This is a genomic window from Bradyrhizobium sp. UFLA03-84, assembly GCF_002289535.1.
Lineage (GTDB): Bacteria > Pseudomonadota > Alphaproteobacteria > Rhizobiales > Xanthobacteraceae > Bradyrhizobium > Bradyrhizobium viridifuturi.
The window spans coordinates 35340-54180 of sequence record NZ_NSJY01000014.1 but is presented as its reverse complement, the minus strand read 5'-3'; the positions used below and the strand labels follow the sequence as shown (position 1 = coordinate 54180).

Below are 18841 nucleotides of genomic sequence, written 5' to 3'. Positions count from 1 at the left end.
CACCCGGGTCCACGGGAAGGGTTGAACCCACTTGCACCAAATACGCGGCCAACCAAGCCTTTGTGCAGCCGGTTTTGTGGACCATCGGCGATGATGCACGGAGGTTGCCATGAACCGATCGCCCGCGCGATTGAATCTCGAACATCTGAAGAAGCAGGCCAAGGAGCTGATCCGCCTTTACCGGCGGCAGGCGCCGGAGGCTTACGCCCGTTTTCGGCAGGCGCTTCCGGCGGCGGCCGGACGCAGCGACGCTCAACTCGACGCACTCGATCTGCGGCTCCATGACGCGCAGTCCTGCGTGGCGCGCGATCTCGGCTTCGCCTCATGGCCCGACCTGCGGCGCTATGTCGAAGCCCAATTGCCGCCCGGCAAAAGCAAGGCCGACCGCGTGCGGCGATGGCTGCAACTGGTCTATGCCGCTGATGTCGCCGGCACCAGCGATCGCGCGCACCCGCGTGTTGCGATACGGGTGCTCACCGAGGATCCAGGTCTCGCAGCCGACGATCCCTATCTCGCTTGCGCTATTGGCGACGAGGAGACACTGCGGCGCACCGCTGCCCATGATCCCACATGGGTCAATCGTCCCGGCGGTCCTCTAAAACTACCGCCACTGGTCGCGGTGACGCATTCGAGCCTTCTGCAGACTCCGGAGTTTCGGGCGCAGCTGCATCGCTGCGCGCGCCTGCTGCTGGAAGCCGGCGCCGATCCCGACCAGCGCATCAGCAGCCGCTGGCCGCCAGGATCGCTCGACGCGCCCGACGACAGCAATCCGCTGTCGGCTCTATATGGCGCCGCCGGGCAAAACCACGATCTCGAGTTGACCAGGCTGTTGCTCGAAGCCGGCGCCGATCCGAACGACAATGAATCGCTGTACCACTCGCTCGAGGGCTCCCTGACGACAGGCGTGCTGCTCGAACATGGCGCGCGGATCGCCGGCACCAACGCGATGTACAAGGTGCTCGACGACGAGAACGTGCCGGCGCTCGAATTGCTGCTCCGGCACGGCGGCAATCCGAACGAACCTGCCCGCAATGCGCCGCTGACTGATTGCGGCTCACCGTTGATGTGGGCGATCCGGCGACGGCGGTCGCGGAAGTGCATTGCGACCCTGCTCGACGCCGGCGCTGACCCGCACGTCACGACGCCGGATGACCTCAGCGCCTATCGCTACGCCCTGCAATTCGGCCTGACCGAAGTCGCGGAATTGCTGCGCGAGCGCACTGGTGAGGAGATGCTCGCCGATGACGAGCGGTTCGTCGCGGCGTGCAGCAGCGGCAACGCGATCGAGGCGCGGCGGATCCAGGCCGGCCGGCCCGATCTCCCGGCTTCGCTTTCACCACAGCAGTTGCGGCTGCTCCCCGAACTCGCCGCGGCGGGCGGCGACGAAGCGGTGCGGCTGATGGTCGAGCTCGGCTGGCCTATTGCGGTGCGCGCCGGCGACTGGGATGCGTCGGCGCTCAATCACGCGGTGTTCCGCGGCAACGCCGGGCTGACACGTTTCCTGCTCGAGCACGGTGCCGAGTGGACCGAGCAGCACGGCTTCGGCGACAACGCGTCCGGCTCGCTGTCGTGGGCCTCCTGCAATGAACCGATCGGCGGCGGCGATTGGGCTGGCTGCGCGCAGGCGCTGCTCGATCACGGCATGCCGCACGCCACACCGGATCGCGACGATCCGGAATGGGTGCTGCTTGCCGGCCGCAAGAAGCTGTTCTCGGACGAGGTCAGGGACGTTCTGCTGGGCGAAGCAGTCTGAGGCCAGTTCAACGCGAAGAAGAGCCGTCGTGGCCGGATGACACCCGGCCATGACGAGAGAAAAACACTAGTCGATCGGGTGCCCGATCATCGTGCCGAGTTCGCGCACCAGACGATCGGACATCTGGCCGGTCACCGGCAGCTTGCGGGCGCGCTCGAACTTCGCGATCGCGTGCTGGGTGTCGGCACCGATCGTGCCGGTCGGCTTGAGCTGGCCGTAGCCATACTCCGTCAGCGTCCGCTGCACCGCGGCGATGCGTTTGCCGGCCGGGCTCAGATGTGCGGTCGGGATCGGCGCCGGCGGACGCATGACGCTGGATGGCGCGGCGGCCGGGGCCGGTGCGGCCGCCGGCGGCGCGGCGGTCGACTTCAGCACCAGGTTGGCCATCGGATCGACCTGCTTGGCTTCAACCGGCTTCGGCTCCGGCTTGGCTTCAACGGACCTGGTCTCGGCCGGCTTGGTCTCCACCGGCTTCACGTCGACCGGCCTGGACGGCTCCATGGCAGCCGGCTCGACGGATCGGGCGGCAGCCTCGGCGGGACGCGGGCGCGGCATCGGGCTGGCGGCCGCGACAGCCGGAGGCGGCGGCGGCAGCGTCACCACCGAGCCGCCGAACATCGGTGACGGATGCCGGCCGGCCTGCAGGAACAGCGCATTGATCAGGATCGCAACGATGGCAGACAGGGCCAGCACGCCGGCGATCAGGTCCTTCGGACTGTGCAGCAGCAAGCGCAGCACGAGGCCGCGCTCTTCCTCGGCCGCGATGGCCACTGCCTTGGCGCCGCGGCGACGGCGCGGCTTTTCATCATCGTCCAAAGTCTGTCTAGGCACTCTTCTTCACCTGATGGGTTTGCTCTTGGAGACCGGATCGCAGCGCGGGCTTCAGCGTCGAGACATTGCTGGCCGGCTCGACGGCGGCCGGCGCAGTGAACCCCAGCGGCAGCGCAACCGACACGATGGTGCCCTCGCCCACCTTGCTCTCCACATTCATCTCGCCATTGTGCAGACCGACCAAACCCTTGACGATCGACAGGCCGAGGCCGGTCCCTTCGTGGCGGCGCTGATAGGTCTTGCCGGCCTGGAAGAACGGATCGCCGAGCCGCTTGAGATCGTCGGCGGCGATGCCGACGCCGGTGTCCGAGACCCGCAGCAATAGTCGCGATCCCTCGACGCCGGCCGACACCGTCACCTTGCCGCCGCGCTCGGTGAACTTGATGGCGTTGGAAACCAGGTTGAGCACGATCTGCTTGAAGGCGCGCGGATCGCCGTTCACGATTGGCAGGTCGTCGGGCACGCGGGTGACGAGGTCGACGCCGCTCTCGCGCGCCTTCAACGCCACCAGATTGCAGCAATTGAGCAGCGCCGGCCGCGGCGCGAACGGCTCAGGCGAGATCTCGAAATTGCCGGACTCCATCTTCGACATGTCGAGGATGCCGTTGACGACCGAGAGCAGATGCTGGCCGGAGTCGTTGATGAGCTGGGCGTATTCCTTGCGGCGCGCCGCGTCGAGCCCGAGCACGTCTTCCTGCGCGATCATCTCGGAGAAGCCGATGATGGCGTTGAGCGGGGTGCGCAGCTCGTGGCTCATGGTGGCGAGGAAGCGCGTCTTCGACGCGTCGGCCTGCTCGGCCGCGTTGCGCGCCTGTTCGAGCGCCTGCTCCTGCACCTTGCGATCGGTCACGTCACGCATCACGGCGACGACTTCCGCGTCGGCCGAGCTCTGGTCGAGCGCGCGGCAGCGCATCTCGACCCAGATGAATTCGGCGGCAGCCTCGCCCCGCGCACTCTCTCGGCGCACCCGGAACTCGACGCTGCGGGACTCGCCGCGCGCGGCGTCCGACAGCGCGGTGAGATAGGCCGGGCGATCGGCGACATGGACGCGGTCGAACAGGCCGTGGCCCGCCAGCCGCGATGCCGGCACGCCGAGCATGAGCTCGGCCGCGGGCGAAATGAAGCGGACCGCGCCGTTGCGGCTGTGCCGCGACAGCACGTCGCTCATGTTATGCGCGAGCAGGCGGTAGCGCTCTTCCTCGACATAAAGCAGAGCCACACTGGTGCGCGCCAGCGATTCGGCGCCGAAGGCGAGCCCGGCGGCATAGAAGATCGCCGACACCACGCCGAAACCGGCCAGCGTGCCGTTTGACGCCACCGCGGGATCGACGGCCGGCAGCACGTGATAATGTGCAAGCACGCTGAGCAGCGCGGCACAGATCATCGCCAGCGCAAACGCAAAGGCGACCACGCGCCGCGACGCCGACAGCGCCGCCTCGATCGGAATCACGACGAGCCACACCGCGGCGAACGACGCGATGCCGCCGGTCGACGCCGCGACCATCATCACGAGACCAGCCAGCGCCAGCGACGACAGCACATGGGCGCCCTCATAGCGGCCGGTGCGCGACAGGAACCAGGACAGCAGGATCGGTGCGATCAGCCAGGCGAACGCCGCGACCTCGATCGCCGTCGGTGCGCCGCGCATCGCCAGAAAGGCAGGGAACGAAGCCAGCGCCGCCAGGCTGCCGAGCAGTCGCGGCGCCATGAAGGCACGATGGCGCGCACGCGTCAGCGCATCATATTGCGCCGACGGATGCAGCAACGCATCCAGGCAATCGCGGATCAGACTCAAACTACTCACAGCACTCGCGCTTCGGCTCAATCGTCAAGACAGACGCGCCGGAACGCCTCCTTCGTGATTGCAGGTCAACGTGTCAGAGCGAACTTAAGCGAACGCTAAGGCGGGGTGGCCTGCCGCCAAACACCGTGCATTGGCGAGGCTTCGAGGCTGCCATTCACCGCTCATTTGTCAGGGATGGTGAACGGCTGGTTTCCGGGCGCGACCAGCTATGGTTTCGAAATGGTGGACGCGGCGCAGCCGCGGTCTCCGGCAGCCAAAAGCCGCCATCAATCGAAAATTTACGGCGAATCAATTCAGGCGAATTTTCCGCGATTTTTCGGCGGATTTACTTCAATGCAGATACTTCCGATTTATCGACCGATGCTAACTCTGAGGCAAACAGCGGCATCGACCGCGAAGAAGCAAAAGACAAGATAGACGACCGGGATCGCGCCATGTTCTTCCTGCTGCGTTTGGCATTCTGGCTCGGGCTTGTGCTCGTGCTGCTGCCGAGAGACAAAACACCAGAAGCCGACAAGACGCCGCAGATCAGCGCGTCGGACGCGGTGTCGGCCGCGACCGCGACGATCAACGACATGGGTCAGTTCTGCAAGCGTCAGCCGTCGGCCTGCGAAGTCGGCGGCCAGGCTGCGACCGCGATCGGCCAGCGCGCGACCGACGGGGCGCGCAAGCTTTACCAGATGATCACCGACAAGAAGCCCGATCACACCGGATCCATCGGCAACGACGATACCGATCAAGCCTTGGCATCCCGCGACACGCTGACTGCCGACGACCAGGCGATCGAATTCCACCCGCCGCCGATGCCGTGAGCACGGGTACCGGTTCGCGCCAGGAAAACACGTCAAAACCGCAGGGAACCGGTTCCATTTTCATCGCTTTCGCCGCCCGCCTTCCTATATAAGCCCCTGAGGACAGGACGCGGGCCACGATGACGACGATCGACGAAATCAGGGACAATTTTGCGCTGCTCGACGAGTGGGACGACCGTTACCGCTACGTCATCGAGCTCGGCCGCACGCTTGAGCCGTTGTCGGAGGCGGAGCATTCGGCCGAGAACAAGGTGCAGGGCTGCGTCAGCCAGGTCTGGCTGTCGAAGCGGATCGAGCGCGATGCCAATGGCGAACCGCGCCTCATCTATATCGGCGACAGCGACGCCCACATCGTGCGCGGCCTGGTCGCAATCGTGCTGACGCTGTTTTCCGGGCACACGCCGCAGCAGATCCTCGACACCGATGCGCTCGCGCTGTTCGACGAATTCGGCTTCCGCGACCATCTAACGCCGCAGCGCTCCAACGGCCTCCGCTCGATGGTCGATCGCATCCGCAACGACGCCCGCGAGGCGCTGGCGTCCGCCGCGTAGGGATGTTACTTCCGCTTCCGCGCCTGCTGGCCGAGGCCCATCTTCTTGGCGAGCTGCGATCGCGCCACCGCGTAGTTCGGCGCCACCATCGGATAGTCGGCCGGCAGCCCCCATTTGTCGCGATACTGCTCGGGGGTCATGTTGTACTGGGTGCGCAGATGGCGCTTGAGCGACTTGAATCGCTTGCCGTCCTCGAGACACACCAGATATTCCGGCGTGATCGACTTCTTCATCGACACCGCAGGCTTGGCCGGCTCGCTCGGCATGTCGCTGCGGCCGCTCGACACCCGCAGCAGCGCGGCATGAACCTGACCGATCAGGTTCGGGATGTCCGAGGCCGGCGTCGGATTATTGCTGAGATAGGCCGAAACAATGTTGGCGGTCAGCTCGACCGGCGTTTTGCCTGATGTATCGGACATGGCTCAACCTTCCCCGTGCTCTCGACGGCGCGGCGCCGCACGCCGTTTGGGCAGTATCCGCGCGCAACAATACATCACCAGAATCGCGTACTACTTCGCGAATATGAGCGGATTACAGAAAATCTGACAACAACAGCCGTGTCTTAGACTTCGCGCCGGCCGTTCGCAAGTATTGCCGTAGATCTACGGCCTTTGCTCCAGATGCGAGCGGAGCTCGTCGATCGAGGCAAACCGCATCATACCCTCGGGCATCTGCGCTTCGATCGATCCGTCCGAATAGAGCGAATAGGCCATGCCGTCGACGACGCCCGACTTGAGCACGGTCACCGGGGGCTGCTCCTGCGGCGGCGGCGGATGGCCTGATGACGGCGACGCGGCCGCCGACTGCGCCTCGCCGAAGGTCGATGGCGCCCGTGGGCCGCGCCGCGGCGCGACGTCGACCGACCTCGGCCGATCGGCCTTGGGCCATGCGTCGTCGAACGTTGCCGGCGCGGGGTCGGCCGCCGCGGCGGGACCTGGACGCAGCTCCGCCGACAGCAGATCCGGCGTCAGCGGCTCGGCAGCCCGTGCCTCGGTCCGCTCACGCTCCTTCCGCGAGGAGGAGAACAGCAGGTTGCGCCGCTTCGGCGGCGCGCTGCCATCCGCAGGCGCTGTGCCCGGCGCGGGCGGCGATGCCTCGGCCGGCGCACCGCGCGTGGCGAGTTCGTCGTGCCAGGGTGGCGGCGTCGCGCCCGCGGCCGGCGGGACCGGCGGGGGTGCGGCGACCTTCGGCTCACGCGGCGGCGGGAACACCGCATCGTCAGGGGCATTGCGCGGGGAAGTTGCAGGCGGAAGCTCAATCCTGGCGCCGGCGGCACCCGGCTCGAGCCGCGCCGCGATGACCTGAAGTTCCCCGAGCACGGCGGCAAGCGCCAGCACGATTGCGCCCGTGCACACGCCGGTCACGCCCGTCGTGATCAACGTACCGCCGACGCTGAATTCCTTGTTGGGGATTCCCAAGCCGACCGCCGCCAAGCCCACCACAACCAGGCCCGCGCCGACGACCAACAGACCAACCTTCATTGAACTAACCCCCGGAAGACCCGACCGAAAATCGGTGTGGGCCACCAACGCCACGATACCGTCATATTGCCCACACCGCCAACCGCCAATTGTAGGCAGAGTTCCCTAAAATCCCGCTTAACCGCGCGAACGCGCGTCGTCCTCGCGGGTCACATCGCGCCGCCCCGGCACCCGCTTCCGTAGATTTACTGGCTACGAATTGCTGCCAATTTATTGCAACGCATCTGGGAAATTACGCCACAATTACCAATTACTCGGAAACGGAACTGCGCTATGGATGCCGGGGAATGAGGCCCTAAAGCGCCAAACTGGGCCACAGGCACGCCGGTACCACTAGCTATGTCATCGATCACGACGTCTGCCATCGAGGCGCCTGCGCGGCGCTCCGTGGAGAAGACCTGCGACGATCTCGCATTCCTCGTCCTCGGCGTGGTCGCGGTGGTCGCCGGCCTCACTTTCCGCGATTACGGTCTTGGCTGGGACGATTACACCCACGCTGAATATGCCGACCTCCTGCTCCGCATGTACGGGTCCGGCTTCAAGGACACCGGCGCGCTGTCGTTTGCCAACCTCTATATGTACGGCGGCGGCTTCGACATGGCGGCCGCCCTGCTGCACAAGATCATTCCGCTCGAATTGTTCGAGACGCGCCGCCTGCTCGGCGCCGTCGTCGGCGTTATCGGGCTTGCCGTAACCTGGCGCCTGGCGCGGCGTGTCGGCGGCCCGCTGGCGGGACTGGCGGCGCTGCTGCTGCTGGCGCTGTGCCCGACCTTCTACGGCCACATGTTCATGAACCCGAAGGACGCGCCGTTCGCCGTGGCGATGATCGTCCTGATCCTGGGTCTCGTCCGCCTGTTCGAGGAATATCCGGCACCGTCGCCGCGCACGATCCTGATCGTGGGCCTGGGTGCCGGCCTGTCGATCGGCTGCCGCGTGCTCGGCGGCCTCGCTTTGATCTACGCAGTGATCGGCTTCATCCCGCTCTTCATCGAGGAAATCCGCAAGCAGGGCACGCGCGAGGCGACCCACCGCTTCGCCCATGTCGTCTATGTGCTGCTGCCGGGGCTTGTGCTGGGCTATCTCGTCATGGGCCTGATCTGGCCGTGGTCGATCATGGAGCCCGGCCATCCGCTGGAAGCGGTGACCTATTTCTCGCACTTCTTCGAGAAGCCGTGGAAGGAGATGTTCGACGGCGCGCTGGTGTCGGTGCCGGACATGCCGTGGTCCTATCTGCCCACGCTGTTCGCGCTGCAGCTTCCCGAAGTGCTGCTGGTGCTGCTGACCGCGGCGGTCATCGCGACCTTCATGTCGCTGTCGCGCAACGATGTGACCGCGAAGCGCAAGTCGATCATGCTGATGCTGACGCTGGCGGCGACGCTGCCGCTGGTGATCGCGATGGTGAAGCGGCCGGCGCTCTACAACGGCATCCGCCATTTCATCTTCGTGATTCCGCCGATGGCGGTGCTCGGCGGCGTCGCGTTCGCCCGCGGCATGGACTGGCTCGGCGAGAACCGCCGCGCCTGGCAGCCGGCGGCGCTCGCGGTGTTCGCGTTCGGCCTGCTGCTGCCGCTCAGCGAGATGATCCGCCTGCATCCGTACCAGTACACCCACTTCAACCACATCGCCGGCACGGTACGGACCGCCGACAATTTCTTCATGCTGGACTATTGGGGCCTGGCGCTGAAGCAGGCCTCCGACGGGCTGCGCGAGCAGCTGGCGGAGCGGCAGGAAGTGCCGCCGCAGAACCGCAAGTGGAAGGTCGCCGTGTGCGGACCGCAGCGCCCCGCGCAGGTCGCGCTCGGGCCCGACTTCACGATCGGCTGGGACAGCAATGCCGCCGACTTCGCGATGACGCTCGGCGAGTTCTACTGCAAGGGTCTTGCCGCGCCCGTGATGGTCGAGATCAAGCGCGACGACGTCGTGTTCGCCCGCGTCTACGACATCCGCGGCCGCAGCATCTCGAGCCTGCTGGCGATCCCGGCGCCGTAGCGCAAAGCACGTTCGTTACGCTCCTGCCCATTTCCGGAGCATGATCTCCCGGATCGTGGGCCAGCCGCCGCATGCTGACATGACTGTCACGCCCTTACGCTGCCTTGTCGCGATCCGGCGCCGACGCTAGGTTCGACGCAGGAAACAGCCATCAAGGGAGCAATCGACATGTCGCCAGCGGAAGCGCGCCTGAAGGAAGTGCCGTCGGATATGAGCGCGGCGGAATGGGAGCAGCGGATCAATCTCGCCGCCTGCTACCGGCTTGTCGCACTCTATGGCTGGGACGATCTGGTCGACACCCACATCTCGGCCCGCGTGCCCGGGCCCGAGCATCACTTCCTGATCAACCCCTACGGGCTGATGTTCGACGAGATCACCGCGTCGAGCCTGGTCAAGGTCGACCTCGACGGCAACCAGCTCTCCAAGAGCGACTACAGCATCAACCCGGCCGGCTTCACCATCCATTCGGCGATCCACGAGGTGCGCGAGGACGCCGGCTGTGTGCTCCATCTGCACACCATCGACGGTACAGCAGTGTCGAGCGGCCCCGACGGGCTGCTGCCGCTGAACCAGACCGCGCAGCTCGTCACCCACGATCTCGCCTATCACGACTATGAAGGCATCGCGCTCGATCATGACGAGCGCCCGCGCCTGCAGCGCGATCTCGGCACAAAGAACCACATGCTGCTGCGCAATCACGGCACGCTGACGGTCGGCCGCTCGGTCGCCTCCGCCTTCGAGCGGATGTACCATCTGGAGCGCGCCTGCTCGATGCAGGTGGCGACCCGTGCGCTCGGCCCGATCGCCTACCCGGTCGACCAGCTCGCGATCGACAAGAACACCGAGCTGCTCTCCAACCCGGACCGCGCTGAGCTGCGCTCGACCCAGCTGGTCTGGCCGCCGCTGCTGCGCAAGCTCGACCGGGTCAACCCCGGTTACCGTGATTGAAATTTCACAATCTTCGGGTAGGCTATCCGCCAACACCCTCTGCACTATCGGAATCAAAACGCCGCCCAATTCCGGGCGGCGTTTTCACGTTCGGGGCCTCTCGCCTATTTGGTGTCGGCGAAGGCGGCCAGGATCCGCGCCCAGGAGCGGATGCCCTTGTGGTAGCTCTTCAGATCGTACTTCTCGTTCGGCGAATGAATGTTGTCGTCGTCGAGCCCGAAGCCGACCAGCACGCTGTCGAGGCCGAGCGTGCGCTTGAAGTCGGCGACGATCGGAATCGAGGCGCCGGAGCCGATCAGCAGCGCCTCCTTGCCCCACTCGTCGGTCAGCGCGCGGCGGGCGGCCGCCAGCGGCTTCATGTTCCAGTCGAGCGCGATCGCCGGCGCCGAGGAATGATCGATGAACTCGGCCTTGCAGTCGGCCGGCACGCGCGACTTCACATAATCGCGGAACGCCTGCCGGATCTTGTCGGGATCCTGTCCCTCGACCAGGCGGAACGAGACCTTCGCCGACGCCTCGGCCGCGATTACCGTCTTCGAGCCCTCGCCGGTATAGCCGCCGATGATGCCGTTGATGTCGCAGGTCGGCCGCGATGAGACTTGTTCGATCAGGAGCCGATCCTTTTCGCCGGCGGGCACCGAAAGGCCGATCGGCTTGAGGAAGCTTTCCGGCGTCAGGTTGAGCTGCTTCCACTGCGCCAGGATGTCCGGCGGCAAATCCTTCACGCCGTCGTAGAAACCGGGGATGGTGATGTGGCCGTTGTCGTCATGCAGGCCGCCGAGGATCCGCGTCAGCACCCGGATCGGGTTCTGCGCACCGCCGCCGAACACGCCGGAATGCAAGTCGCGATTGGCGGCCTTGATCTTGACCTCGTCATAGACCAGGCCACGCAGCGAGGTGGTGATCGCCGGCGTGTTGGGGTCCCACATGCCGGTGTCGCAGACCAGCGCGAAGTCGGCCTTGAGCTCGGCCTTGTTCGCCTCGAGGAACGGCACGAAATTCTTCGAGCCGATCTCCTCCTCGCCCTCGATGACGATGGTGATGTCGACCGGCAGCGATCCCGTCACATTCTTCCAGGCGCGGCAGGCCTCGACGAAGGTCATCAACTGTCCCTTGTCGTCCTCGGCGCCGCGCGCGACGATGATCTTGCGTCCATCGGCATGGTCGGTCACGACAGGCTCGAACGGCGGACGATGCCAGAGATTCAAGGGATCGACCGGCTGCACGTCATAGTGACCGTAGAACAGCACGTGCGGGCGCCCGTCGGTCGAGCCATTCAGCTTGCCGACCACGGCCGGATGGCCGGCGGTCGGGCGGACCTCGGTCTTGAAGCCGAGGGTTGCGATATCCTTGGCGAGATGATCGGCGGCCGCCTTGCAGTCGTTGGCAAAGGCCGGATCGGCCGAGATCGATTTGATCCGCAGCAGCGTGAACAGCCGCTCGAGACTGTTGTCGAAATCGGCATCGATGCGGTCGAGAACCGGCTGCAGCTTGGCGTTGGACATCGCGGATATCCTTTTTGTTTGGACATTGCCGACGTTGTAGCGCGGCAACCGGCGAAGGCAAAGCTGGTTGCCTCCGGTCAGGTCGTCGCGATGCTACCTGCGCAGGATTCCGCCGAGCGCGCCGCGCACCAGCGCGCGGCCGATCGAGCCGCCAACCGAACCGCCGACCGACTTGCCGAGATCTGCGACCACGCCGCCGACCACCTTGTCGGTCACCGAGCGCGTGACGTTGCGCGCAATCACCTGCCCGGTCGAGAGCCGGCCGCGCTTGACATTGGTGCCGAAGATCGTGGCGGCGATCGCGCCGATCTCGCCGAGGATGCCGCCACCCCCGCCGCCGGCGCCACCCTCGGCCGGCGCCGCAGCACCCGACAAACGCTTCTGGATGATCTCGTAGGCGGATTCGGCGTCGATCGCGGTGTCGTATTTTCCCTTCACCGGGCTCGCATCCATGATCGCCTTGCGCTCCTCCGGCGTGATCGGTCCGATCCGCGCCGACGGCGGCCGCACCATGATCCGCTCGACCATCGACGGCGTGCCGCCGCCCTCGAGGAACGAGACCAGCGCCTCGCCCTTGCCGAGCTCCATGATCACCCGCGCGGTGTCGAGCTTCGGATTGGGCCGGAAGGTCTGCGCGGCCGCGGCGACCGCCTTCTGGTCGCGCGGCGTGAAGGCACGCAGCGCGTGCTGCACGCGGTTGCCGAGCTGCGCCAGCACCTTGTCCGGCACGTCGATCGGATTCTGCGTGACGAAATAGACGCCGACGCCCTTGGAGCGGATCAGTCGCACCACCTGCTCGATCTTGTCCATCAACGCCTTGGGCGCATCGGTGAACAGGAGGTGCGCCTCGTCGAAGAAGAACACCAGCTTCGGCTTCGGCAAGTCGCCGGCCTCCGGCAATTCCTCGAACAGTTCCGACAGCATCCAGAGCAGGAACGTGGCGTAAAGCCGCGGGCTCTGCATCAGCTTGTCGGCGACGAGGATATTGACCATGCCGCGCCCGTCGCGGTCGGTCCGCATGAAATCCTTCAAGGTCAGCGCCGGTTCGCCGAAGAATTTCGCGCCGCCCTGGTTCTCGAGCACCAGCAGCTGACGCTGGATCGTTCCGACGGTGGCCTTGGACACGTTGCCGTAGCTCTGCGCGGCCTTGCGGATCGACGCCAACGGGTCCTCGCCGTCGTCGGCGCCCTTCTTGCTGCCGTCGGGCGCGATCGCATCCAGCAGCGCGCGCAGATCCTTCATGTCGATCAGCGTGAGACCGTTCTCGTCGGCGACGCGGAAGGCAACATTGAGCACGCCCTCCTGCACGTCGTTCAGATCGAGCATCCGCGACAGCAGCAACGGTCCCATCTCTGTGACGGTCGCACGCACCGGATGGCCCTGCTCGCCGAACACATCCCAGAATACGGTCGAGAATTGATCCGCCTGGAAGGTCAAGCCCATTTGCTCGGCCCGCTTCACTATAAAGTCCTTGGCCTCGCCGACTTCAGAGATACCGGAGAGATCGCCTTTGATGTCGGCTGCGAAAACCGGAACACCGGCGCGCGCAAACCCTTCGGCCATGACTTGAAGCGAGACGGTCTTGCCGGTTCCGGTCGCGCCGGTGACGAGGCCATGCCGATTGGCCAGCGCCAGCGTCAACCAGGCTGTCTCCTCGCCCTTGCCGACAAAAATCTTCTCGTCGGTATCGGCCAATTTGTTGTCGGAGGTCGCCATCGCTTCGCCTCTTAACGCAGATTTAAATCGGATCGATCCATTCGAACCGAGGGCATCATATTGCATCTTGCCGTTCGATTGAAACCGTCGGCGGATGCCGGCGTATATTGTCGCGCCAGCAGTTCCTCATATTTTATTCCCGGCAAAGTGACGAAAGGCATTGCGCATTGCGACAAGATGGTGTGAATCCGCCGCTCACTCTTGCAGCGAGGCCACAGTCACGGCGCGATCGAAAAAGAATACGAACTGAAATGCGCGGATCGCTTGTATTTCGTGACACAGGCGCTCAAGATAAATCCTCAAGAACGATACGGCAAAGTCCGGTTGAGGCGGGGCAAGATGGACGAACTGGTTGGACAGCTGGCCGCGAAGGCCGGCATCAATGGCGCTGTCGCTGAAAAAACCATCGGCATCGTTCTGGGTTTCCTCCGTAACGAGGGACCTTCCGACAAAGTTCAGGCTCTGATCGACCAAATCCCCGGCGCCGAAGCGGCAATCGCCGCCTCCAACAACAGCGGTGGTCTATCGCGGTTGATGGGCGGTGGGCTGATGGCTGTCGGCACCCGGCTGATGGCGCTTGGCCTGAGCATGAGTGAAATTCAGAACGTCGCGCGTGAACTTTTCAGGTTCGGTCGCGACAAAATCGGAGCGGATCAAATGGGCGAGATCATCTCGGGGACGCCGGGCCTCAGCCAGTTTGCCTGAAGCACTTTCCTCACGCCCTTGCACGCGCGCTCCCTTCTACCTGCATACGAGTATCATGACATACCCCCTCTCCGAGATCGAAGGCCTGTCCGCCTATTGCGCCACCAAACTGAAATCACAGGGTATCCGCACGACCGACGCGCTGCTTGAAGCCGCCCGCACCGTCAAGGGACGCAAGGCGCTCGCCTCCAAGACCGGGATCAGCGAACAACAACTGCTCGAATGGGCCAACATCTCCGACTATATGCGGATTCCCGGAATGGGTAAGGCGAAGGTCGGCCTGGTCCGCGCCGCCGGCGTTACCACGGTGCGCGAGCTCGCCCACCGCAACCCGTCACGGCTGGCACAGAGCATGAAGGACGCCAACGTGCGGCGGAAGCTCGTCCGCGTGATGCCGTCGGAGAAGTCAGTCGAGCTGCTGATTGAAGAGGCACGCAAGCTGCCTCCCAAAATCACCTATTAGCATCCCCTATTAGCCTGCCTTAACGGCATTCGGCACCGCCGGCGCCGGCCATCATCGCGACACCTTGACTTGCCGCTGCGGTCAGCGCAAAGCCACCGCATGACGGCGATCAAGCCCATAGCATCGGCGATGACCGGCCCGGCCGTATCAGCTGTGCTGCCGGCGCTGCTGTCGCGGCCCTATCCGGCGGTCATGGGTATCCTGAACGTGACGCCGGATTCGTTCTCCGACGGCGGACAGTTCATCGCACCGGAGCAGGCGCTGGCGCAGGCCCGCAGGCTCGTCGCCGAGGGCGCCGACATCATCGATATCGGCGCGGAATCGACCCGCCCCTACGGCTCGCAGCCGGTCACCGCCGAGGCAGAAATGGCGCGGCTGAAGCCGGTGCTGGCCGAGGTAATCGCGCTCGGCGTACCGGTCTCGATCGACAGCATGAAATCCGAGGTGGTGGCCTGGGCGCTCGACCAGGGCGCCGTGATCGCCAACGACGTCTGGGGCCTGCAACGCGACGCCGGCATGGCGGGCGTCGTCGCTGCACGCGGCGTGCCGGTGATCGTCATGCACAATCGCGAGAGCGCCGATCCTTCGATCGACATCATGCGGGACATCACGGCATTCTTCGAACGCTCGCTTGATATCGCGGCGCGCACCGGCATCGCATCCGACCGGATCGTGCTCGATCCCGGCATCGGCTTCGGCAAGACGCCGGAGCAGAGCATGATCGCGCTGGCGCGCCTCTCCGAGCTCGATGCATTCCACCTGCCGGTGCTGGTCGGCGCCTCGCGCAAGCGCTTCATCAGCACGGTGGTGCCATCGGAGCCGCAACAGCGGATCGGCGGCTCGCTCGCCGCGCACCTGATCGCGGCGCAGAACGGCGCCCGCATCATCCGCGCGCATGACGTCGCCGAAACCGTTCAGGCGCTGCGGGTCGCCGCGGCAATCGAGGGACAGCAATGACCGACACGATCTTCATCACCGGGATCGTCATCCATGCCCGCCATGGCGTGATGGAACACGAGACCGAGGTCGGACAGCGCTTCGTCATCGACCTCGAGCTCTACACCGACCTCTCGGAATCCTCGCGCACCGACCGCCTCTCCGACACGGTCTCCTATTCCAACGTGGTGGCGACCGCGACGTCGGCCTTCAAGAACACCAATTACAAGCTGCTCGAGCGCGCCGCCGGCGCGGTGGCCGAGGACATCCTGGCGACCTTCCCGCGCGTCAGGGCGGTCAAGGTCACGGTGCACAAGCCGCATGCACCGATCGCGGCGATCTTCGACGATGTCGGCGTGGTGCTGACCCGCTCGCGCCACCCGCTGCCTCACGGTTGACCTGATGGCCGATGTCCTGATCGCACTCGGCGGCAATGTCGGCGATGTCCGCACGACGTTCCGCAAGGCGATCGCCAATATCTGCGGCATGACGCAGGCCGCGCTCGTGGCGCGCTCGTCGGATTACTCGACGCCGCCCTGGGGCGATCAGCAGCAGGACAGCTTCATCAATGCCTGCATCGAGATCGACACCAGCCTCGATCCGCATGCGCTGCTGTTCACGCTGCACAAGATCGAAACCAAATTCGGCCGCGACCGCAAGAACGAGCAGCGCTGGGGGCCGCGCACCCTCGACCTCGACCTGATCGCCTATGACGACGTCACACTCAACAAGCCGGAACTGACGCTGCCGCACCCGCGTCTGTTCGAGCGCGCCTTCGTGCTGGTGCCGCTGGCCGAGATCGCCCCCGACCGCGTCATTGCCGGCCGCCGCGTCGCGGATGCGCTGGCAAACGTCTCGACCGACGGTATTTTCCGCCTTGCGGACCTCGATTAAAAGCCGATCCGCCGCAAACAAAAGTTTGGCTTGGCCGCCCGCCCGTGGCAATTTCCGGCCAAATCAAGGGGTCCCCTCGCGGGGCCGGTGAAGGACGATTTGGGCGGATGACGACCTCGACTGACGACTTGCCTCTGGCTTCGGATTTTCCAGCTGCGACCTATGACGACTGGCGCAAGCTGGTCGACGGCGTGCTGAAGGGCGCGCCGTTCGAGAAGCTGGTCGGCAAGACTTATGACGGCCTGAAGATCGATCCGATCTACCGCCGCGCCACCAACGCCAGTCCGCTTCCGGGCCGCGCCGCCGCGATGCCCTGGCAGATCCTGCAACGGGTCGATCATCCCGATGCCGCGCAGGCCAATGCACAGGCCTTGCAGGATCTCGAGAACGGCGCGACCGGCCTCGAATTCGAGTTCGCCGGCGGTCCCGGCACGCGCGGCTTTGGTCTGGCCGACGCCAGCAAGAAGACGCTGGCGCGCGCCTGCGGCGGCGTCCATCTCGATGCCGGCATCATGATTGCGCTCAACCCGGTGATCGGACGCGAGAACGCCGGCGAGACGTTCGCCGACATGGTCGAGGCCCGCAAGCTCGACCCGGCCAAGCTCGACCTGCACTTCAACTACCAGGCGCTCAGCACCATGGCAGTGCGCGGTGCCGCGGCCGTCGCCTGGCCGAATTACGAAAAGTCGTTCGGCCAGGTGGTCAACGGCCTGATCAAGCGCGGCTTCAAGGGGCCATTCGTGCTGGCCGACGGCCGGCCGGTGCATGATGCCGGCGGATCCGAGGTGCAAGAGCTCGCCTTCACGCTGGCGGTGGGCCTCGCCTATCTGCGCATGCTGGAGGCCGCAGGTCTCGATCTCGATGCGGCGCGTGCGGCGATCTCGTTCCGGCTCAGCGCCGATGCGGACCAGTTCCTGACCATGGCGAAATTCCGCGCGCTCAGGCGTTTGTGGGCGCGGGTCGAGCAGGCTTGCGGGCTTGCGCCGAAGCCGATCTTCGTCAACGCGCAGACCGCCTGGCGGATGCTGACCCAGCGCGACCCCAACGTGAACATGCTGCGCGCGACGATCGCGACCTTCGCGGCCGGACTCGGCGGCGCCAATGCGATCACCGTGCTGCCGCACACGCTTGCGCTCGGCTTGCCTGATGATTTCGCGCGACGCGTGGCGCGCAACACGCAGCTCGTGCTGCTCGACGAGTCCAATCTCGCCAAGGTCTCCGATCCGGCGGCCGGCGCCGGCGGCATCGAGACGCTGACGTCGCAGCTCTGCGAAGCGGCGTGGACGTTGTTCCAGGAAATCGAGAAGGCCGGCGGCATCTTCCCCGCGCTCGAACACGGGCTCGTACAGCAGAAGGTCGCCGCAACGCGGGCACAGCGCGAGACCAATGTGGCGAAGCGGCGCGACATTCTCACCGGCGCCAGCGAATTCCCCAACCTGCACGAAGAAGTCCTCGCAGTGTTGGACGTGAAGCCGTCGGCGCCGATGTCGACGCCTGATGCCAAGGTCAGGTTCGATGCCCTCGCGCCGATGCGGCTCGCCGAGCCGTTCGAGGCGCTGCGCGACAAATCCGACGCCGCATTGAAGGCCCGCGGCGCGCGGCCGAAGATTTTCTTGGCCAATCTCGGCACGCCGGCCGATTTCACGGCCCGCGCCACATTCGCAAAGAGCTTCTTCGAGACCGGCGGGATCGAGGCCATCGACACCGAGGGCTTTGCCGACCCGACGGCACTCGCCGCGGCCTTCAAGGCCTCGGGCGCCGCGACGGCGTGCATTTGTTCCTCGGACAAGGTCTATGCCGCCAGCGCCACCGAGGCCGCCAGGGCCCTTCACGGCGCCGGAGCAAGGCATATGTATCTGGCAGGGCGGCCCGGTGACCAGGAAGCGGCGCTGCGGGCAGCCGGCATCGGTGAATTCGTCTTCGCCGGCGGTGATGCGCTGGCGACATTGCGCGACGCCTATCGGCGGATGGAGCAGGCATGACGGCAGAGGCACCAGCAAAACCCGTTCTGACCGGCGGCTGCCAGTGCGGCGCCGTGCGCTTTGCGGTATCCGCGGCACCGAACCGGGTCAGCATCTGCCACTGCCGGATGTGCCAGAAGGCCTCCGGTGCACCGTTCGCTTCCTTCGCCGACATCAACAAGGAGGATTTCGCCTGGACCCGCGGCAAGCCCGCGGCGTTCAAATCCTCCTCGATCGCCGAGCGCGACTTCTGCGCCGCCTGCGGCACGCCGCTCAGCTTCCGGCGGATCGACGGTCCCCGCATCGAGATCATGACCGGCGCCTTCGACCGGCCGGACCGGGTGATCCCGACCCAGCAGTTCGGAACCGAGTCCCGCCACGGCTGGGTGGTCGGCATCGCCAATCTGCCGAGCCAGACCACGATGCAGAATTACGGACCGGAGAAGATGGCGACGATCGTCAGCCATCAGCATCCGGATCATGACTAAGGAA

18 protein-coding genes are annotated in these 18841 nt (G+C 65.5%); 12 read left to right on the top strand and 6 right to left on the bottom strand.

From position 1 onward, the window contains the following. Positions 1-109: 109 nt before the first annotated feature. Positions 110-1753, top strand: a complete 1644-nt coding sequence (locus CK489_RS21980; RefSeq protein ID WP_050626267.1) for an ankyrin repeat domain-containing protein — start codon at positions 110-112, stop codon at positions 1751-1753. A 66-nt stretch (positions 1754-1819) separates the two neighbouring features. Here CK489_RS21980 and CK489_RS21975 read toward each other — a convergent pair whose 3' ends face one another. After that, positions 1820-2569, bottom strand: coding sequence for a peptidoglycan-binding domain-containing protein (locus CK489_RS21975; protein WP_095733777.1), 750 nt, complete (start codon positions 2567-2569; stop codon positions 1820-1822). 7 nt (positions 2570-2576) lie between these two features. Further along, positions 2577-4388 (bottom strand): ATP-binding protein, encoded by a 1812-nt coding sequence (locus CK489_RS21970; protein WP_198960995.1) that lies wholly within the window; start codon positions 4386-4388, stop codon positions 2577-2579. 434 nt (positions 4389-4822) lie between these two features. On the opposite strand from CK489_RS21970, the gene CK489_RS21965 reads away from it, so the two are divergent. Together CK489_RS21965 and CK489_RS21960 are read left to right on the top strand one after the other, a co-directional pair. Continuing rightward, positions 4823-5200, top strand: coding sequence for a DUF5330 domain-containing protein (locus CK489_RS21965; RefSeq protein WP_050626264.1), 378 nt, complete (start codon positions 4823-4825; stop codon positions 5198-5200). A 119-nt stretch (positions 5201-5319) separates the two neighbouring features. Next, complete coding sequence (locus CK489_RS21960) at positions 5320-5751, top strand: SufE family protein (protein ID WP_050626263.1); 432 nt, start codon at positions 5320-5322, stop codon at positions 5749-5751. Between the two features lie 5 nt (positions 5752-5756). Here CK489_RS21960 and CK489_RS21955 read toward each other — a convergent pair whose 3' ends face one another. After that, on the bottom strand, positions 5757-6170 hold the full coding sequence (locus tag CK489_RS21955) for a Ros/MucR family transcriptional regulator (protein WP_050420182.1): 414 nt from the start codon (positions 6168-6170) through the stop codon (positions 5757-5759). A gap of 183 nt (positions 6171-6353) precedes the next feature. Further along, on the bottom strand, positions 6354-7232 hold the full coding sequence (locus CK489_RS21950; protein ID WP_095733775.1) for a hypothetical protein: 879 nt from the start codon (positions 7230-7232) through the stop codon (positions 6354-6356). 339 nt (positions 7233-7571) lie between these two features. Between CK489_RS21950 and CK489_RS21945 the strand changes: the two genes are divergently transcribed. Together CK489_RS21945 and CK489_RS21940 are read left to right on the top strand one after the other, a co-directional pair. Next, the gene (locus CK489_RS21945; protein WP_095733774.1) at positions 7572-9221 is read left to right on the top strand and encodes a glycosyltransferase family 39 protein; all 1650 of its coding nucleotides are present in this window, start codon (positions 7572-7574) and stop codon (positions 9219-9221) included. 168 nt (positions 9222-9389) lie between these two features. Then, positions 9390-10169: a class II aldolase/adducin family protein gene (locus CK489_RS21940; protein ID WP_050626260.1), complete on the top strand. Its 780-nt coding sequence runs from the start codon at positions 9390-9392 to the stop codon at positions 10167-10169. Between the two features lie 104 nt (positions 10170-10273). Here CK489_RS21940 and CK489_RS21935 read toward each other — a convergent pair whose 3' ends face one another. Both CK489_RS21935 and CK489_RS21930 read right to left on the bottom strand, forming a co-directional pair. After that, on the bottom strand, positions 10274-11674 hold the full coding sequence (locus CK489_RS21935) for a M20/M25/M40 family metallo-hydrolase (protein ID WP_095733773.1): 1401 nt from the start codon (positions 11672-11674) through the stop codon (positions 10274-10276). 93 nt (positions 11675-11767) lie between these two features. After that, entirely contained in the window at positions 11768-13390 is a 1623-nt protein-coding gene (locus CK489_RS21930; RefSeq protein WP_095733772.1) for a helicase HerA-like domain-containing protein, read from the bottom strand. A 339-nt stretch (positions 13391-13729) separates the two neighbouring features. Here CK489_RS21930 and CK489_RS21925 point away from each other — a divergent pair, with 339 nt between their 5' ends. The 7 genes from CK489_RS21925 to CK489_RS21895 all read left to right on the top strand — a co-directional run bounded on the left by CK489_RS21925 (position 13730) and on the right by CK489_RS21895 (position 18837). Then, positions 13730-14095 (top strand): hypothetical protein, encoded by a 366-nt coding sequence (locus CK489_RS21925; RefSeq protein ID WP_095734605.1) that lies wholly within the window; start codon positions 13730-13732, stop codon positions 14093-14095. 55 nt (positions 14096-14150) lie between these two features. Then, on the top strand, positions 14151-14558 hold the full coding sequence (locus tag CK489_RS21920) for a DUF4332 domain-containing protein (protein ID WP_050626257.1): 408 nt from the start codon (positions 14151-14153) through the stop codon (positions 14556-14558). 99 nt (positions 14559-14657) lie between these two features. Continuing rightward, the gene (gene folP / locus CK489_RS21915) at positions 14658-15515 is read left to right on the top strand and encodes a dihydropteroate synthase (protein WP_095734604.1); all 858 of its coding nucleotides are present in this window, start codon (positions 14658-14660) and stop codon (positions 15513-15515) included. Then, positions 15512-15892, top strand: coding sequence for a dihydroneopterin aldolase (gene folB / locus CK489_RS21910; RefSeq protein ID WP_021080795.1), 381 nt, complete (start codon positions 15512-15514; stop codon positions 15890-15892). Before folP ends, folB begins: the two co-directional genes overlap by 4 nt. A gap of 4 nt (positions 15893-15896) precedes the next feature. Beyond that, positions 15897-16388, top strand: coding sequence for a 2-amino-4-hydroxy-6-hydroxymethyldihydropteridine diphosphokinase (gene folK / locus CK489_RS21905; RefSeq protein WP_095733771.1), 492 nt, complete (start codon positions 15897-15899; stop codon positions 16386-16388). A 107-nt stretch (positions 16389-16495) separates the two neighbouring features. After that, on the top strand, positions 16496-18370 hold the full coding sequence (locus CK489_RS21900) for a methylmalonyl-CoA mutase family protein (protein ID WP_095733770.1): 1875 nt from the start codon (positions 16496-16498) through the stop codon (positions 18368-18370). Then, positions 18367-18837 carry a GFA family protein gene (locus tag CK489_RS21895; RefSeq protein WP_074131308.1) on the top strand — a complete coding sequence of 157 codons (471 nt, stop codon included), beginning with the start codon at positions 18367-18369 and terminating at the stop codon, positions 18835-18837. Before CK489_RS21900 ends, CK489_RS21895 begins: the two co-directional genes overlap by 4 nt. Positions 18838-18841 lie beyond the last annotated feature (4 nt).

Bases quoted from the DNA above. Each gene is read 5' to 3' on its own strand.
- CK489_RS21980 (WP_050626267.1), top strand. From the start codon at position 110: ATGAACCGATCGCCCGCGCGATTGAATCTCGAACATCTGAAGAAGCAG.
- CK489_RS21965 (WP_050626264.1), top strand. From the start codon at position 4,823: ATGTTCTTCCTGCTGCGTTTGGCATTCTGGCTCGGGCTTGTGCTCGTG.
- CK489_RS21960 (WP_050626263.1), top strand. From the start codon at position 5,320: ATGACGACGATCGACGAAATCAGGGACAATTTTGCGCTGCTCGACGAG.
- CK489_RS21955 (WP_050420182.1), bottom strand. From the start codon at position 6,170: ATGTCCGATACATCAGGCAAAACGCCGGTCGAGCTGACCGCCAACATT.
- CK489_RS21950 (WP_095733775.1), bottom strand. From the start codon at position 7,232: ATGAAGGTTGGTCTGTTGGTCGTCGGCGCGGGCCTGGTTGTGGTGGGC.
- CK489_RS21945 (WP_095733774.1), top strand. From the start codon at position 7,572: ATGTCATCGATCACGACGTCTGCCATCGAGGCGCCTGCGCGGCGCTCC.
- CK489_RS21940 (WP_050626260.1), top strand. From the start codon at position 9,390: ATGTCGCCAGCGGAAGCGCGCCTGAAGGAAGTGCCGTCGGATATGAGC.
- CK489_RS21935 (WP_095733773.1), bottom strand. From the start codon at position 11,674: ATGTCCAACGCCAAGCTGCAGCCGGTTCTCGACCGCATCGATGCCGAT.
- CK489_RS21930 (WP_095733772.1), bottom strand. From the start codon at position 13,390: ATGGCGACCTCCGACAACAAATTGGCCGATACCGACGAGAAGATTTTT.
- CK489_RS21925 (WP_095734605.1), top strand. From the start codon at position 13,730: ATGGACGAACTGGTTGGACAGCTGGCCGCGAAGGCCGGCATCAATGGC.
- CK489_RS21920 (WP_050626257.1), top strand. From the start codon at position 14,151: ATGACATACCCCCTCTCCGAGATCGAAGGCCTGTCCGCCTATTGCGCC.
- folP (WP_095734604.1), top strand. From the start codon at position 14,658: ATGACGGCGATCAAGCCCATAGCATCGGCGATGACCGGCCCGGCCGTA.
- folB (WP_021080795.1), top strand. From the start codon at position 15,512: ATGACCGACACGATCTTCATCACCGGGATCGTCATCCATGCCCGCCAT.
- folK (WP_095733771.1), top strand. From the start codon at position 15,897: ATGGCCGATGTCCTGATCGCACTCGGCGGCAATGTCGGCGATGTCCGC.
- CK489_RS21900 (WP_095733770.1), top strand. From the start codon at position 16,496: ATGACGACCTCGACTGACGACTTGCCTCTGGCTTCGGATTTTCCAGCT.
- CK489_RS21895 (WP_074131308.1), top strand. From the start codon at position 18,367: ATGACGGCAGAGGCACCAGCAAAACCCGTTCTGACCGGCGGCTGCCAG.